This window comes from Nostoc sp. DedSLP03 (assembly GCF_034530815.1).
In the GTDB taxonomy this organism is placed as follows: domain Bacteria; phylum Cyanobacteriota; class Cyanobacteriia; order Cyanobacteriales; family Nostocaceae; genus Nostoc.
This window is the reverse complement of record NZ_JAVRCK010000012.1, coordinates 24,648-41,236: the sequence shown is the minus strand read 5'-3', so window position 1 is coordinate 41,236 and position 16,589 is coordinate 24,648. Positions and strand designations below refer to the sequence as shown.

General features: G+C 41.3%; 16 protein-coding genes. 9 read left to right on the top strand and 7 right to left on the bottom strand.

Annotated features, from left to right (window positions below; translation table 11 throughout):
* The first annotated feature begins 9 nt into the window (after positions 1–9).
* Positions 10–876: a glutamate racemase gene (gene murI, locus RM368_RS08205; RefSeq protein WP_322693621.1), complete on the top strand. Its 867-nt coding sequence runs from the start codon at positions 10–12 to the stop codon at positions 874–876.
* A 79-nt stretch (positions 877–955) separates the two neighbouring features.
* Here murI and RM368_RS08200 read toward each other — a convergent pair whose 3' ends face one another.
* Positions 956–1,153, bottom strand: a complete 198-nt coding sequence (locus tag RM368_RS08200) for a hypothetical protein (RefSeq protein ID WP_322693620.1) — start codon at positions 1,151–1,153, stop codon at positions 956–958.
* 955 nt (positions 1,154–2,108) lie between these two features.
* Here RM368_RS08200 and sds point away from each other — a divergent pair.
* Positions 2,109–3,080, top strand: coding sequence for a solanesyl diphosphate synthase (sds, locus tag RM368_RS08195; protein WP_322693619.1), 972 nt, complete (start codon positions 2,109–2,111; stop codon positions 3,078–3,080).
* Positions 3,081–3,628: 548 nt separating this feature from the next.
* On the opposite strand, the gene RM368_RS08190 is transcribed toward sds, so the two are convergent.
* Complete coding sequence (locus RM368_RS08190; RefSeq protein WP_322693618.1) at positions 3,629–4,102, bottom strand: hypothetical protein; 474 nt, start codon at positions 4,100–4,102, stop codon at positions 3,629–3,631.
* A gap of 205 nt (positions 4,103–4,307) precedes the next feature.
* Between RM368_RS08190 and hetZ the strand changes: the two genes are divergently transcribed.
* The 3 genes from hetZ to RM368_RS08175 all read left to right on the top strand — a co-directional run bounded on the left by hetZ (position 4,308) and on the right by RM368_RS08175 (position 9,136).
* On the top strand, positions 4,308–5,513 hold the full coding sequence (hetZ, locus tag RM368_RS08185) for a heterocyst differentiation protein HetZ (RefSeq protein WP_322677959.1): 1,206 nt from the start codon (positions 4,308–4,310) through the stop codon (positions 5,511–5,513).
* The gene (locus RM368_RS08180; protein WP_322693617.1) at positions 5,506–6,483 is read left to right on the top strand and encodes a PatU; all 978 of its coding nucleotides are present in this window, start codon (positions 5,506–5,508) and stop codon (positions 6,481–6,483) included. The genes hetZ and RM368_RS08180 overlap by 8 nt, the downstream gene beginning before the upstream one ends.
* Positions 6,484–6,814: 331 nt before the next feature.
* Positions 6,815–9,136, top strand: a complete 2,322-nt coding sequence (locus RM368_RS08175) for a transglutaminase TgpA family protein (protein ID WP_416212221.1) — start codon at positions 6,815–6,817, stop codon at positions 9,134–9,136.
* Positions 9,137–9,161: 25 nt separating this feature from the next.
* Here the strand turns inward: RM368_RS08175 and RM368_RS08170 are convergent, their stop codons facing one another.
* The gene (locus RM368_RS08170) at positions 9,162–9,773 is read right to left on the bottom strand and encodes a LexA family protein (RefSeq protein ID WP_322693616.1); all 612 of its coding nucleotides are present in this window, start codon (positions 9,771–9,773) and stop codon (positions 9,162–9,164) included.
* Between the two features lie 642 nt (positions 9,774–10,415).
* Between RM368_RS08170 and RM368_RS08165 the strand changes: the two genes are divergently transcribed.
* A complete protein-coding gene (locus RM368_RS08165) occupies positions 10,416–11,747 on the top strand; it encodes a hypothetical protein (protein ID WP_322693615.1) in 1,332 nt (443 codons plus the stop codon).
* A 151-nt stretch (positions 11,748–11,898) separates the two neighbouring features.
* On the opposite strand, the gene RM368_RS08160 is transcribed toward RM368_RS08165, so the two are convergent.
* From RM368_RS08160 to RM368_RS08150, 3 genes are all read right to left on the bottom strand, one after another.
* Positions 11,899–12,336: a response regulator gene (locus RM368_RS08160; protein WP_322693614.1), complete on the bottom strand. Its 438-nt coding sequence runs from the start codon at positions 12,334–12,336 to the stop codon at positions 11,899–11,901.
* A gap of 174 nt (positions 12,337–12,510) precedes the next feature.
* A complete protein-coding gene (locus RM368_RS08155) occupies positions 12,511–13,878 on the bottom strand; it encodes a DUF3370 domain-containing protein (protein WP_322693686.1) in 1,368 nt (455 codons plus the stop codon).
* A gap of 31 nt (positions 13,879–13,909) precedes the next feature.
* Entirely contained in the window at positions 13,910–14,431 is a 522-nt protein-coding gene (locus RM368_RS08150) for a peptidase C15 (protein WP_322693613.1), read from the bottom strand.
* Positions 14,432–14,489: 58 nt separating this feature from the next.
* Between RM368_RS08150 and hisH the strand changes: the two genes are divergently transcribed.
* Positions 14,490–15,125, top strand: a complete 636-nt coding sequence (gene hisH / locus RM368_RS08145; protein WP_322693612.1) for an imidazole glycerol phosphate synthase subunit HisH — start codon at positions 14,490–14,492, stop codon at positions 15,123–15,125.
* 105 nt (positions 15,126–15,230) lie between these two features.
* The gene (gene rsmD / locus RM368_RS08140; protein ID WP_322693611.1) at positions 15,231–15,827 is read left to right on the top strand and encodes a 16S rRNA (guanine(966)-N(2))-methyltransferase RsmD; all 597 of its coding nucleotides are present in this window, start codon (positions 15,231–15,233) and stop codon (positions 15,825–15,827) included.
* 33 nt (positions 15,828–15,860) lie between these two features.
* On the opposite strand, the gene petG is transcribed toward rsmD, so the two are convergent.
* On the bottom strand, positions 15,861–15,974 hold the full coding sequence (gene petG, locus RM368_RS08135) for a cytochrome b6-f complex subunit V (protein WP_063721252.1): 114 nt from the start codon (positions 15,972–15,974) through the stop codon (positions 15,861–15,863).
* 209 nt (positions 15,975–16,183) lie between these two features.
* On the opposite strand from petG, the gene RM368_RS08130 reads away from it, so the two are divergent.
* Entirely contained in the window at positions 16,184–16,558 is a 375-nt protein-coding gene (locus tag RM368_RS08130) for a cytochrome c (protein ID WP_322674223.1), read from the top strand.
* The last annotated feature ends 31 nt before the right edge of the window (positions 16,559–16,589 follow it).

The following is a 16,589-nucleotide window of genomic DNA, read 5'->3' as shown; positions in this document are numbered from 1 at the left end:
TATCTGCCTGTGTATTCATCTTCCATTTTTGCAGGGAATCTTGATGATTCTTCCAATCGAGAACCCCAACGTGCCCCAATTGGCATCTTTGATAGTGGTGTGGGTGGGCTGACAGTACTGCGACAAATATATCGGCAACTCCCCAATGAATCAATAGTTTACTTTGGGGATACAGCTAGACTTCCTTACGGAATTCGTTCACAAGCAGAAATTTTACGATTTACACGTGAAATTATTACCTGGCTACAACAGCAAGGGGTAAAAATGGTGATTATGGCTTGCAACACCAGTTCTGCCCTAGCCCTAGAAACTGTACGTCAAGAATTTAGCATACCTATTTTGGGAGTAATCCTACCGGGTGCAAAAGCTGCGGTGCAGCAAGGAAAGCGGATTGGTGTAATTGCCACTCCAGCTACAGCTAAAAGTAATGCTTATAAGCACGCTATTCTTGAAATTGCTCCCGATGTCCAAGTCTGGCAAGTTGGATGTCCGGAGTTTGTGCCATTGATTGAGCAAAACCGCATTCACGATCCTTACACTGCACAAGTTGCACGAGGCTACCTAGAGCCTTTATTAGAGCAGGAAATTGACACCCTAGTTCACGGCTGTACCCATTATCCGCATCTTACACCAGTACTGCGATCGCTCCTCCCCTCTCAAGTCCAGTTGGTCGATCCAGCTGTTCATGTTGTCGCAGCTTGTGCGCAAGAACTAGACTTACTAGGCTTAAGAAATACTCATCTACCATTACCAACTCGCTTCGCCGTCAGTGGTTGTCCGCAACAGTTTTCTCAGTCAGGAGTGCAGTGGCTAGGCTATACCCCAATGGTTGAAGAGGTTTCTTTCACCGATATCGCTATTTCCCAACTCCAATAAAACTAATCAGTCCCTAGTCCTTAGTCATTTGTTTCGATAAATGACGAAGGACTAAGGACAAATGACAAATGACAAATGACTATTGACTATTAACTGCTTGAGTCACCTTTGTCCTTACTGATATCTCCTGCTTGTGTTTTCCTTCGGTAGATGAAGAGAAACTTGTAGGAACAGTCTTTGTACCTGTTCGCTTCGCCAGTGCTAATAACAGGTAGACTGTGAACAAATATCCAGAGGCTAAAATAAAAATCATCATAGGTATACTTCCGTAAATCATTGTTCTACTAGCACCCTTCTAAACGAATATTAAAATTTCATAAAATTAGTAGAACCTCAGCCAAGCAAGTACATTCTTGATGACTGTAGTTTCCTATGGTAAAATTACCTATAGAGAAGATAAAATCCTTTACGGACAAAGAATTTATGACTTAATGCGACTTCTTGCAAACCATAGATCCCACAGCAGTTAGCTTGCCGTTTAGCAATCTAAAACTACGATTCTCAGCGGTCTACTCGATCTGCTTTATTTTTGCTAAAACTGCTGGGAAAAGAGCAATGCTTGCGCTCTACGTGCGCTAAGTACGTGTAGCGGCTTCCCATAGGGATATCACACAGCTCCAAACCAAGAGTTTTACATATCGTAGGAAAAATTAAAGAATTTATTCCCTTAATCTAACCGACGAATATTTATTTTAGACTCACAGCACCAATTAAGTAAAATCAACTAGTAGCTGACTTAACTTTTGGGCTGCGAATATCTTACAAAATTTAAAATTCCTATATTTTAGCGTAACACAACGACCCTGAATTTTGAGCTTATTGGGCTGCTAAATTTCAAATTTTTTCCAGAGCTACACCTCAATCTAGAGAAATTTAGCCTCACCTCTTGGGGGCAAATTTGAATTACTTCATTTTTGTCAATAAGTAATATTGCTTAACTTGTCTTGAAAGCTGTGGCAATAAAGGTGAGATGAGAAACTACTTAACACAATTTAATTAATGTAACCTGTATCCCGTGTACTGAGAATTGATTTTTTAATTTAGTTTAAAGTTTGAGTAGTTTCAACTTAAGTACAATTGCTTATTGACAAAAACCTTAACAACCTTAATTATCACCCATAGACTCATAAAAACGGGATTACCTGATGAAAACTTTGCGCTGGCACAGGGTTATCTTAAAATGAGTATAGGATATGTAAACTTTCGTAACCTAAGTCAGAGTCCGCCCATCCATGACCCCAGCCACCTCCCTGTTTACCCCTGTGGAAGCAGACCTGCGACTACTAGCAGATAACCTAAAACAGCTAGTTGGAAATCGCCACCCCATTCTGTTTGCAGCAGCCGAACATTTATTCGGAGCTGGGGGAAAGCGTATCAGACCAGCAATTGTCCTGCTAATATCGCGGGCAACAATGTTAGAACAAGACATTACACAGCGTCACCGCCGCCTTGCTGAGATTACAGAAATGATTCACACAGCAAGCTTGGTACATGACGATGTGGTAGATGAATCAGATGTGCGGCGAGGCGTTCCTACCGTTCATAGTTTGTTCGGGAACCGCATTGCCATCTTAGCAGGAGATTTTCTCTTTGCCCAATCGTCCTGGTATTTAGCAAACTTGGACAATTTAGAGGTCGTTAAACTGCTCTCAGAAGTCATTATGGATTTGGCTACTGGGGAGATTCAGCAGGGATTAAATCGTTTTGATGCTGGTATCTCTATTGAAACTTACATTGAGAAGAGTTACTACAAAACAGCTTCCTTAATCGCCAACAGTTCTAAAGCTGCTGGGTTACTCAGTGAAGTCTCGCGAGAAACTGTTGAGCATCTGTATAGCTACGGTCGTCATTTTGGTATAGCATTTCAAATTGTTGATGACATTTTAGATTTCACCAGTACAACAGATACCTTGGGTAAACCAGTAGGGTCGGATCTAAAAAGTGGTAATCTAACTGCACCCGTTTTATTTGCTTTGGCGGAAAAACCATCTTTAGAAGTGCTGATTGAACGAGAGTTTGCTCAAGAAGGAGATTTAGAGCAAGCACTAGCACTAATTCAAGATAGTCAAGGTATACAGCAGGCGCGAGAATTAGCTGCTCACCATGCTAAGTTGGCAATTGAACATCTTGCAGTTCTCCCATTCTCAGAATCCCACCAAGCATTGATTAACATCGCTGAGTACACACTGAGTCGCCTCTATTAAATCAGTTATCAAAGTTCTCAGGTAGAAAGTGGGGATTTAGATGTAGGTGTGTTGTGGCTTACATAACGTACTGAAAACCTGAAATGTTGTGTTAACGCTTTAATGCACTAAAGCAGTTTTATGTTTAATTCAATCCACTTATTGAACAGCTAGAAAGTGGGGTTTTTTTTTGGAGGTTCTTAAGGATTTCCAAAAAATAAATTACTACTTGGGGAGTGAATAGTGTTTGACTGAGCGCTCACTCTAAAAACTTACCCGCTTTTGGTTACTGGGTACTTCACAATCGAGAATGGGATATTTTTTATGTGAAAGTTCTTAAGTATAAAACTCTGCTTCACTAGGAAACTAAAACTTGAAAAAGGAAAATGTTCACTGATAACTATTTTTTAATCAATTTTAGGTTTCACCGAAAGTTGAGTCAATCGTATGGTGTAACGGAAAGAAAAAATTTCTTTTTTCACTGATTTAAAAAACTTTTTTAAAGAAATTTGAGATTTAAAAATTTGGATGTGGGATTGTATCTAAAAAACCCCACATCCAAATTTTTTCTATGCAATATCAGGGGGGATCTGTTTAGGCGATCGCTGTTGTCGTAACTGTTTCTGCATGAGTTTTTCTAGTTCAGTTCGCCGAACTTCGACGGTATGAGTGGTCTTACCCGGCGTCTCCAAAAAAACGATACTATCTACGGGTTCTAATGCCACCAATTGGAACAAAATATGGGTGACAGGAGTAATTTTAGCTAGCATTTGAGGGTCAAGCCCATCAGGGGAAATTAGAGAGACATCCTGTATGGTAGGGAAAGCGTAAATCACACGTTTTTCTAATCCTGGGTTAGCACGATTGCTCAATGTAGTTAAAACCCAGCTTGACTCCGAATTCTGGAGAATATAGTACTGGGAGTAGCGTAATTTTTGAGCGATCGCTCTCAGGGCAGGAGTAATTGCTGCAACAAGATGTGGTGTAATACCATCGCGGGGTGCATTGTCAATCAGCAATTGAATTTGTGCTTCTAAATCCATAATGACTTGTATACGACTCTTGGGTAATGGCAATAACATCTATCAAGTGTGAACAATTCCATCAGAATTGGGAATAATAAAATCAGCCATATCCTCAATATAGGATTGGCCTGCGTTTAGCTTATACGTAAAACCAAACTAGCCAATACCCACAGTCCTACAGGTTGTATTTAAGTTAAGTTAGGGTCTTTTGAAAACCGAGACTATGAATTCAGCCGCAACCGCAACTATTCCATCTGCAACTATTCTGGGAGAAAATTCTACAGGCGTGGAGGCGATCTTTCAACTCCTGTCCAAGGAGTTTCAGCAGTCAACCAAAGCTTCGGAACAGAATTGCCACGACGTAGCAAGACGTATTACCACCGAAGTCTACCGGATTTGTCATGAGAGTAAACGTATCCAAGCTTCTGGATCTGTAGAAAGCTCGGCGATGACCTTGGCTCGGCATCGGCTGCAACAGTGTCTCAGGTACTATCAGTTGGGTTCAAATCGGGGCAGAGTCGAATTACACAGTACTTTGAGTGCAATTATTTATCGATATATTAATCCTCCTCAGAGACAATTGAGCTATCAAGGGCGGCTGACAATCATCGAAGATTTCCTCCAGAGTTTTTATCTAGAAGCGTTGAACGCTTTCCGGCGAGAAAATCAACTTGGTGCCACTTATCGCCCGCAAACGCTCTTAGAATTGTCCGAGTATATGGCATTTACCGAGCGCTACGGCAAGCGACGCATTCCCTTACCAGGCCGTCAGCAGCAGCTAATTATCCTCCGGGCACAAACTTTTTCCCAACAGCAGCCCCCAGAAACCAGTGTAGATATAGAACAAGCCGCAGAAGGTAGCAATAATGAAGGTGACGGTTCTTGGGAAGAGCCAGCAATTCACCAATTGCGCTCCACAATGGCAACGCAAGCCGAACCCGAACCTGAAGAAGACACCTTGCGTTCTGTTGTGGTTACAGAATTAATGAATTATCTCGAACAAAGACAACAATCTGACTGCGCTGATTATTTTTCTCTCCGCCTCCAGGATTTATCAGCACAAGAAATTGAGTCGATTTTAGGTTTAACCCCTCGTCAGAGAGATTATTTACAACAGCGCTTTAAGTATCATTTGATTCGGTTTGCCCTGTTGCACCGTTGGGAATTAGTTCACGAGTGGCTGGAAGCTTCTTTGCACACCAATCTGGGTTTAACTCCTCAGCAATGGCAAGTATACACAGCACAGCTGGACAATAAGCAACGGTCTTTATTAGAGTTGAAGCAACAAGGACAAGCTGATGAAAAAATAGCAAAAACTTTAGGGCTGTCAATGGCACAACTGCAAAAACGATGGTTTAAGATTCTTGAGCAAGCTTGGGAAATTCGTAACTCATTAGTTTCCGGATCGGGTGCATCTACTCATGAATAGTGACTCAGAATCCTTACAACACCGGTGTCTCGATTGGTTATTGACAGATGATGTCAAAAATAACGAGCGATCGCTAGAATGTGAGGAAAATGACGGGGTAAAAAACCTCCTCAAAGAAGCCACTGCTTCAAAAAGCAGTGAGCCAAAATTAGGAGGAACGCCCCAGACCTTTCAACTGGGAGAAATTCCTACTGTGCAAGATCGTTTTCAAGCTGTCCTTAAGCATCGGCTACAAATCCAAGCCCAAGAACATCCACCGTTGTTTCCTTGGGAAACACAATTAATCGAATATCCTGATTTTGTTGATGAGCCGTCAATGACACTCGTTCCGAGCTGGGGATGGATGGTACAACAGTCAAAGTTGACCTTGCCAACCCGCTTACCGGAAAGAGTTTTCCAGCAATTGCTAGAACAATGTCAGGCTTTAGTGACATCTTCAGTGCCATTGGGGGCAAAATTAGTTCAAGTGGTGGAGAACTTTTTTCCCAATGAGTCTCAAGCACTAAATGATATAGCTGGATTGGTGCTAAGAAGCACCTATCGGTCTGCAAGCACTCTGGAGACAATGCCCGCTATTCAGAGCGATTACTCAGATTTACAACCGCGTCAACAGATGGCTTTGTCGTTGCTAGCAGCTAAACAACTGCTAGAAAATCTGACTCTACCAGTTTCAACAACCAGTCCGGTGGTAGAAAGACAATGGCTAACTAGTGTTGGTGCTTTGAACATCAGAGTAGAATACCAGTCTCTAGGTAAACTTACGAAGTTGCTTGTTCAAGCTGAGTTACCTGTTAAAGGAACTTTGACGCTGCGGGGAAGTGGCACTTTAGCAATGACAACATCTTCGACTTCGGGATACTTAAATGTAGAGTTAGGCTGCGAGCAACTTAACCCAACTTATACCTTGGAAGTTGAATTTCCAGAAATAGACGAACAGTCGTTGTTGTTTGTGATTAATCCCACGATTTAGTTGAAATTGCCACCGCTAGCACACTATCTCAATCAACGCCGATATATATTAAAAGGATTTTCCTGGTTTTGAAGCTTATCCTATTTTTCAATAAACGGTCATTAGGGTGTCTACGAGAAGCAGTTATTACAAAGACACAGGGACACGGGGATATGGGGACATAGGGATATTGAGAAAGTATTTGATTTCTCGATTTACCGCGTCAACCGTTTCTCGTGTATCTCCATCTCTACCCCGTATTTATCATTTTTTTGACACAGTAGTAGGGTAAGTAATGACTCCCCCTCCATTGTGTTTTTTGCATCTACATCATTGCTTCTATTAGACTCAAATGTTTAATTTATCCAGGATGAATCGGTTTTGGCGTATCCGTGTAGGTAATTTCTGGCGGCAAAATCCGCAGGATTCGCCTTTGATTGAAGTGGAAGATTCAATTTTATTGCGGGTGCTGGTGCTAGCGTTGGTTATTTTGGGAATTGTGGCGACGGATATTGCTGCTGAGACTTCATTCAGTTTTTGGGCGTTACCCCTAAGTGTAGTGGGTGCAATTTGGAGTTATTATCGTCGCCGCGATCGCAATGTTGCAATTAAATTCTGCATCGCCATCGGTATGTTAGTAGCACTAGGTGCTTTCTTTGGGCGATTAGTGGGAGAGTTAAATGATACGCGGTTGGGTTTGGCAGAGTTATTAATTCAACTCCAGGTGTTACACAGCTTTGATACACCGCGCCGGAAAAATTTGGGCTATTCCATTGTTATCGGACTGATTTTATTGGGTGTGGCAGCAACCCTAAGTCAGACTTTAGCATTTGCACCTGTGTTGCTGTTATTTTTAGCGATCGCTCTGCCAACTTTAGTACTAGATTACCGCTCACGCTTGGGTTTGCAGCCATTAAAAACTCAAAAGGAAAAATTCAATCAGAAGAATTCCTCAAGTCTTAATTTTAAATTTTTAATTCTAACTTTTTTACTAATTGTCGGTCTAGGGCTGGCAATTTTTGCTGTTTTACCCAGATTTCCCGGCTATCAATTACGAAATTTTCCTGTAAGTTCTGCTATTCAAGTAAAAAGTAATTTCACCGGACGTAGTATCATTAATCCCGGTTATGTCCGCCAAGGTAAAGGTGAGAATCAAGGTAGTGGTAGCGGTGGTACAGGACAAAATAAAACAGGTGAACCAGGTAAATTAGATAATAATTTTTATTACGGTTTTAATAGCCAAATAAACCAAAACCTGCGAGGCGAGATGAAACCCAAGGTTGTAATGCGGGTGCGATCGCAAGCTGAGGGTTTTTGGCGAGTATTAGGATTCGATCGCTATACAGGTAAGGGATGGGAAGTTTCTCGCAATGAAAATGTTACGACTGTTAGGCGATCGCCTTGGTCTTACCAAATTTTTCTTTCCCCATCTGTACTCACTGGTAAAACCCAACAAGTAGTACAAACTTATACAGTGGTGTCGGATTTGCCTAACCTGATTCCAGCGATGACTTATCCCAAAGAAGTATACTTTCCAGCACCAGTGATCGCTGTTGATAAAGAAGACGGATTGCGATCGCCTGTAGAATTATCACAAGGTCTCACCTACACAGTAGTTTCCGAAGTACCATACCGCGATCGCACTTTGTTAGGTGAAGCTTCGACTAAATATCCCCAACAGATTAAAAAGCATTATCTGCAAATTCCTCCCGAAATTGCTGAAAAAGTTCGGCAACGTACCGAAGAAATCCTCGCTAACTACAATCAAGAAAAAGTCGCAAAGTCTGTTAAAAGCTTAGATTCACCCTACGAAAAAGCTCTCTACTTAGCTCAATATTTAAAGCAACGCTACTCTGTTCCCCAAAATCCCTTAGACCTACCTTATTTGAGTGAAAAAGAAGATTTGGTAGAAACTTTTTTGTTTAAGCAAAAGGGAGGCTATCCAGACCACTTTTCAACAGTTCTTACGGTAATGTTGCGTTCCATTGGTATCCCAGCGCGGTTGGTAGCAGGGTTTAGTGCGGGAGAATTTAATCCATTTACAGGACTGTATGTTGTCCGTAATACTGACGCTTATGCGATGACGGAAGTGTATTTTCCGAAATATGGTTGGTTTGCCTTTGACCCTATTCCCAATCATCCTCTGATACCGCCATCCATTGAAGATACTCAGACTTTTAGTGTGTTACGCCAATTGTGGCATTGGGTTGCTGGCTGGCTACCTTCTCCGGTGACAGGTTGGTTAAATAATCTATTTGAGACAATATTTAAGTGGGCGATCGGAGCGATCGCTTGGTTTTTAGCTTTATTCTCTCAAGGTTGGTTTGGTGTATTAACTGGCTTAATCTTGTCAACTACAGCAGCTTTCTTTGTTTGGCTAGGTTGGGGTCAGTGGCGAGAGTGGCGCAACCGCCGATGGTTAAAGAAATTGCCAGCGATGGAGAGCCTTTATCAACAAATGCTGCAATGGACAACTCAAAAAGGTTTAGGCAAACATCCAGCACAAACACCTTTAGAGTATGCCAGAGTCTCATACGAGCATCATGCTTTAGCTACTGCTGAGGTAATAGATGAAATTTGTCAAGCTTATGTTGGCTGGCGTTATGGCGGTCATACACCTAACTTGCAGCGATTGCGACAAAGATGGCAAGGTTTGAAAAAGACTGCAAAGTAACTCATCAATGAGTCCTGTACAAAGGTTATCCATTCGGCAATCTTTTTGATAAATTGCGACAAATAGCACTTTTCACAATTCCTGAAATATAAATTGATCCTTCAGAACGTCTGATTGGCTCGTGGTTCTTGTTCTCCGATACTAAGACTACTTCTCCTTTTTCCCTCCTATAACGTTTAACTAAAGTCTCATAATCCACAGAAACTATAACAATCTCTTCCTCCTTAGGCTTTTGGTATAGAGGATCAATCAGTTCAACAATTAACCAATCACCAGGATATATACCAATATCTATCATTGAGTCTCCCATTACAGGTAAGATAATCGTTTTATTTGATTCATTGATCAGTTCCTCACAGAGATCAATTTCTTCATAATCAATGTTCATTGAATCCCCTCCAACACTAGATGTGCTATGTATGCCTGCTGATACTGGATAATCATACTTCCTGACCTTGCGAAACTTTGCTGAATGTAGGATATCTATGAGTTCTTCTCCTTTTATTCCCTTTTCCCAAAGGTTTTCTATTGCCACAATCAAGTCATTACTGATTGATGAAGGGACACCAATGTCTGTAAGTGGCTCGCCAAATTTATATTTCCGACCTGACCCTTTTCTGGAACCGCCTCTTGGCATAAGTAATCATCCTTTGTGCAAGTTTTCGCAATTTCTCATATTTCCTTAGTAAAAACCTTACTAATTGTGTTTGTCTTGCAAAACTTTTGCAGGGTGTTCTTGATTAGGTGAACTGCTAAATTGTAGATGAGCAATGCCTAAGGCAAGTATGATATGGAATAATGCAATGAGAGCTTTTTCAGAGAAAATAACACTCAGCCCAGTGTTATAATTTGTTTCCTTACTCTGATTAGGATCGCTTTTCATAATATGCCTGTAATAAAATTTACAACTATAAAATAGTACAAATGAACTAAGATTGCATAGTAGGTTTTGAAAAAAGTCTGGAAATCAAACTTCTATATTCCCGTTTTTCTCTATATTTATAACTTTCAAAAAACTCTTACCCCAAGAAATTGAATCTCTAAGGTATTGCGGGGAAGTAGATGATACCATAACTGCGATCGCTGTCCAAACACCACACCGCCGATTTCGCCAAGGATTTAATCCCAATAACCTGGCTGTGACAGATGTCGGCTGTAGTATACCTGCACGAACAAACCTATTCTGCTAAGTGTGCATTTCTATAAATCTAGCAATAGCTAGATGCTGAAATTCTCTCAAAGGCTATAATTTACATCTGTTGCACCGAGAGATTAACTTGTGGATGTCATATTAGAACGATCGCACGAATTAAAACAAGCCTTAGTTGATTTTGTCCTTGATGCTGAAGGCGAACTAGCACAAGCACTAGAAGTTTATGCAGCAGAACAGTTACGCCGTGGAAGTGGTGATAGTACGCAGCAAGACTTAACTATCGATAGCTTTTTGACAGATGGGAAAGTCGGTGATAAGTCACCATTAGACTTGTTTATCGAAAGCCATCCAGATTTAGCAGAAAGCGATCGCAGACTGATTAACAGTTGGCATCATAGTTTTATTGGCTTATTTGCCATCACTAATATTTTACCTGATGGTTTTGAACTGACGAACTGGTTGACAGATAAACACTACATTGTCAAGCCAAACAATCCTCAAACATTACAGGCAATATCTCGCTTGAAAGTCGGAGAAATCTTGCTAACTCGCATTTCTCCCGTTACCGATAGCTACTGGATGTTTTCTGGCCCCTACACAATAATGGGTAAATTAGGTAAACCAAAACTTGCCGTAGCAATTGGTAATTTTAAAGAAAACTATAAAAGTAATCTTTACAGCGATGCTCCAGACTTGCTAGAAGAAGCTTGGCAGTCAGTAGAAAAATATCATCAGCAGTTTGTGGACTTTTTTGGCACTGATGAAATCACACTACCTGGATACCAGCTGAATAAAAAAATAACGGAATTTCAAGAAGTAATTACTGAAAAAACCTTTGCAGCCGCAGGAATTGATACTTCTAAATCTCTTGCGGAAGTGGCAGAAGCAGCTGGCATTGGTGACGAGGAAATCAAAGCAGCCGCACAAGAATTTGGTGCTGATTCCAACGTAGTCTCTGAGATGCTTAACAGCAAAAGCAGCAAGAGCAAAATGGTGATGCCAAAGGTTGATTTGCCTGCTGAACTCAAGAAAGCAGAACAGGTAACGGCTCTCTCTCATCCTCGTTGGGGACAAATGTTTTTACCAACATATAGTAAAGTACAAGCAATCTTATTGGCAGAGGATTGGCAAAGTGTTCAAGGAGCGGAAAAACTAATTCGCTACTACCTCGAAGATAAAAGTATTAATGCTTTTATTTGGCATCGATTAGCGCAACAATATCCAACTCAATTAGAAAATTTGTTGCAAACATTTTTGCAACGTCCATTTAGGCTTGAAAGTGACTTGGATACACTTTTGCAAGAATTCCACAAACCTATCGAGCCAGAGTTGCCAGACATTGCCAGTGTACCCATACATTTGCATAACTTATTTCAGGAAGCTTTAGGAGAAGTTAACAAATCTAAGCCCAAGGGTAAGGGGCAACAAAAGCCAGCAAAGGGTTTTCAACGAGGATAACAAATATATGCTACATTTTACCCTACTCACTTAGGGTTTTATGGTTTCTTTTCTTAAAATCGTTTTTAGGAGTGTATAGCTAGCTGTGCGCTCCCACAGAGTATTGTGTGGAAGCAGTATCAAAAACGAGATCGAGGCTAGCTAGTTATATTTAAAGCTCGGTAGATAGCAGGTTAGCAATCTCATTTACAATTTCTTCTGGACTCTCAAACTTGACTAAAAATCGATTAAAACCAGCATTCAAAGCCTTATAGCTTGAGACTTCTCGTGTATAAGAAGTGATAGCGATCGCAGGCAACTGTCTTAAGGATGGGCAAGAATGTACTCGAATTTGCTCAATTAACCAACTTCCATCGCGATCGGGCAGCTTCATATTGCACAGCAGAATATCGGGATGAAGCGATTCGACCAAAAAAAGGGCTTCTTCTGCGTCGCTTAAAGCCATTACCTCTGCACCTGCTGCTTCCAAAATGAAAGTGAGTAAATCTGCAATATCTGGCTCATCTTCTACCAGTAAGATTAGGGTTCCAACAAGTTGCTGAAGCGAATTTAACTCAGTTTCTTGATTGATTTTTTGATTTGTTGCCATACCGTCCTCTTATTGGCTATCTACTTAGTCTGCTATTTCTATTGCAATGCATAGAACGGAATAAGTATTCACCCTAAATATACAAACTTGGAGTGAAAAGCTTTAGAACAGGCTTTAATTATTTTTTGGTAATAGGTAATTGGAGAAAAGCCCTTACCCATTACCCATAACTGCTCACCGAGGTTCAGCTTGAGTTGAAACTGTTAATACTTGCGGAGGTGTAGCATCTGGCGGATAGAGAAAGTCAACTTCTACTAAAGAGCGATCGCCAGCTTTCATCTTTAATAAAACTAATGGTTCCCCTGGTTGACCTCTCTTTTGTACTAAATGCACAAACTGAGTTTGCGGCTGATTTTGGTCATTTTTGTAACGTACTCGCACTGTTCCTCGAAAAAATACTTGAGGATCTGGTGTACTCAAAAAACGTAACCCTGGTTTGACTAACCGATCTTCCTTTAGTGGTGTTTGTATCGACACACTAACAGTTTGAGAACTTTGAGTATTGTTGTATAGCGGCAACTTGAGATTATATTGAATTCCATAGTTGCCATGAGCGCGATATGCGGTGTCAGGATAGCGCACTAGCATCGGCGCACTTTGAATTTGACCAGTTCCTAATGTACCGCCATGCAGGGTATTCAGAGCGTAGGAAAACACTTGACCAGGCTGAGGAATAGTTAGATATCTAGCTTTAGGCTTATCTACTAATAAGGCTCTCCATCGTGAACCACCAACCACTCCCGCAACTCGCCCATAAATTCTTGGCTTACCAGTTTCTTCTAAGGGAGTGGGAGTTTTATCTCGTGGCACAGCCAAATCGCCATTATCTAGTAAATTCTGCCATTCTTCTAAAGTAGGCGTTCGCTCGCTGCCATCAGGATTCTCGCGTGCAAACATCGCTAGGCTAGCTGCATAGACAGTGCCATCACTTTGCAGTCGCATGAATGTAGACCGACCATTTAAGGGTGGTGTCAATCCCTGCACAGGAATTGGTAAATTTAGTAACATCCGACTTTGCTTTGGTGGAATTTCAATTTGGGCAGGGAAAATCTCTTGTCGCACTCCCCGAAGCACATCAGACATGACGCGATCGCCAGGCCCGGCAAAAACTTTACCTAAAGGATTTTGACTAAAAGATGGTAATTGAATAAATGGTGCATCCGGTTGACTCAAATAACTCGCCGCCTGCCAAATATTTACTTTCACCGGTTCCGAACCAGGGTTATGCAAAATTATCCCTAAATAAAGAGAACGCAAATTCTCTGCTGGTTCAGCCTTCGCAACATGATGGGCAAAAATATCAAATCGTCCCCGAAACGGAAAATTTAGATGCGCTGTTGGCACTTTTTTCCCATCTGGTGGAAAGGTAGAAAGTAAAATTCCTTCTTTCAAAACCAATTCTGGACTATTGCTGTTAAAGGTTGGCACTGTATCCAATTGACCTGGTAAAGGGCGTACTTCTTGTGGTTGGACGACTTCTTCAGGTGGTAGCTTGGCAGGAGTTGATTGGGCAATTGGGAAAATTAGTAACAATGGCAACATATACTTAGATATTTCTTTCACCATACAGACATTAACAACTTGATGAAAGTGCCAGTTTGTTAATAATTAATACGAAATCGGCAAGAATCCCCATCAAATTTTCTTGATTGAGAACCGGAACGTGGACAAAAATACAACGTGCCGTGAGTTTATTTTGATTTAAGTAGTCCAACACTGAATAGTAAAGACCTTCACAGACAAATTTTCCACAGTCGTGGCTAATTTGTATTGCTGCTGCTCCCGCTACTAATTTTTCTAAATCAACTTCTGTCTGTAAAATATTTTCTTTACAGCTAGCACCTGCTTCCACACTTAATTGTGTACGGCTTGCAGCCATGCCACAACAGATGATGTAATCAGGTTGGATTGCCTTGATTTTTTCCATTACCTGAGTACTAGCAAGTTGCACATCTACGGGTAACTGGCGTAAAAAAGTTAAGTCATGTGGTATCAACTTAAGTTTGCTCACTTCAAGTAATAAATCATCAGAAGAATTTGACTGTTGATCTTTTAGCCAAGTGTCAAAAGAAGTTAATAGAATTCTTTTCTTCATAACAAATATTATTTAGAATAGAAAAACCCTCCATAATAAATTTACAAGGAGCAGGTAAATGCCAGTAATTGCGGTCGTAGATTATGAGATGGGAAATTTGCACTCAGTTTGCAAAGGCTTGGAAAAAGCTGGGGCAACTCCTAATGTTACTTACTCTCCAAAGGAATTAGAACAGGCAGATGCTATAGTCCTACCGGGAGTAGGAGCATTCGATCCAGCAGTGCAACACCTGCGATCGCGTGGTTTAGAACAACCTATTAAAGAAGCGATCGCATCTGGTAAACCTTTTTTGGGAATTTGTTTAGGATTACAAATTCTCTTTGAATCAAGTGCCGAAGGTACTCAACCAGGGCTAGGAATTATCAAAGGAAAAGTGCGGCGGTTTCGTCCCGAACCTGACATAACTATTCCTCATATGGGGTGGAATCAACTAGAAATCACTCAACCAAAAAGTATTTTGTGGGAGCATTTACCGTCCGATCCTTGGGTATATTTTGTCCATTCCTACTATGTTGACCCGATAGACCCGCTAATCCGTGCAGCAACTATCACTCACGGCACTCAAACCGTCACAGCTGCGATCGCTCATGAAAATTTGATGGCAGTACAATTTCACCCCGAAAAATCCTCTAATATCGGATTGCAAATCCTGTCTAATTTCGTTGCTCAAGTCCGCGAAAAAATTCCTGCATAATTATTTTGTCATTTGTCCTTTGTCCTTTGTGAATAAATCAAAATCACCACCGACCATTAAACATTGACTAATGACCAATGACTAATGACTAATGACTAATAACCAATGAGCCTGAGAATTTACGGTAATCGCCAGCTAAAAACTTTACCAGGTAAAGAAACTAGACCCACTAGTGCGCGGGTAAGGGAGGCAGTATTTAATATTTGGCAAGGAGAAATCGTAGGTTGTCGCTGGCTAGATTTGTGCGCCGGTACTGGTTCAATGGGCGCAGAGGCTTTGTGTAGAGGAGCCAGCCTAGTAGTGGGAATTGAACAATTGAGCCGAGCCTGTGCCACCATTCAACAAAATTGGCAGCAGATAGCTAATGCCGACCAAGAATTTCGGGTATTGCGGGGAGATATTACCCAGCAGTTAAAGACTTTATCAAGCAAGCAATTCGATAGAATTTACTTCGATCCACCTTATGCCAGTGGATTATATCAGCCAGTATTAGAAGCGATCGCTCACCATCAACTTTTAGATTCTAGCGGCGAAATCGCAGTTGAACACGCCTCACAAGGTTGGACACCGCCAGAGATTCCCGCTTGGGAAATTTGCCGCCAGAAAGTTTACGGCAACACATCACTTACTTTCTACAGAATTCGGAATCAGGAATCAGGAGCAGATAAGGAGATGAAGAAGAATATGACTCCTAACTCCTAACTCCTAACTCCTAACTCCTAACTCAGCACTCCCTCATCCCCCCAGCTGATTGGGGCGCTTGTATTGCTTATATGCAGCGTAAAAAAGTCCAGCGAGAGTTACGAAAACTAGACCAAGGACAATACCTGATAGCAGGGGTTCAACCACTGTAAATCTCCTCTTTGTAATTATTAAATATTCGTTGCCTGTTTTTGATTTTACCAAATTTCGTATGAATCCTGCGCCCTACAGCCCTTTGAAGTGCGACTGGTCACAAAAAAATAGTCTTCTGTGCTTGCAGACACAATCAAGAACTTTTAAGCTATGTGTAGGAAATGAAAACTTTTTAGCACACCTAGACTTTCACAGCAAACCTTTTGGATAACCAGATTAACAAACCTGAAATTTTGATTCAGCGGATCGTTTTATTGACGCTGACTATACTGCTAGGAGTCCCTTTGGGCTTTTTTGGTGTTCAGTTGGTTCAAGCCTCCGATCCATACGTCAAGAGTGTTCTATCCCTAACAGGAAACCCAGTTCAAGGACACGCGATATTTCAAATTAACTGTGCTGGTTGTCATGGCTTGGAAGCAGACGGGCGAGTGGGGCCCAGTTTGCAAGCTGTTTCAAAGCACAAGTCTCGGTATGGGCTGATTCACCAAGTGATCAGTGGCGAAACACCGCCAATGCCAAAATTCCAACCTAGTCCTCAAGAAATGGCGGATCTTTTGAACTATTTAGAGTCTTTGTAGACCTAAGAATTTTTGGTTCAGAACTTTACGC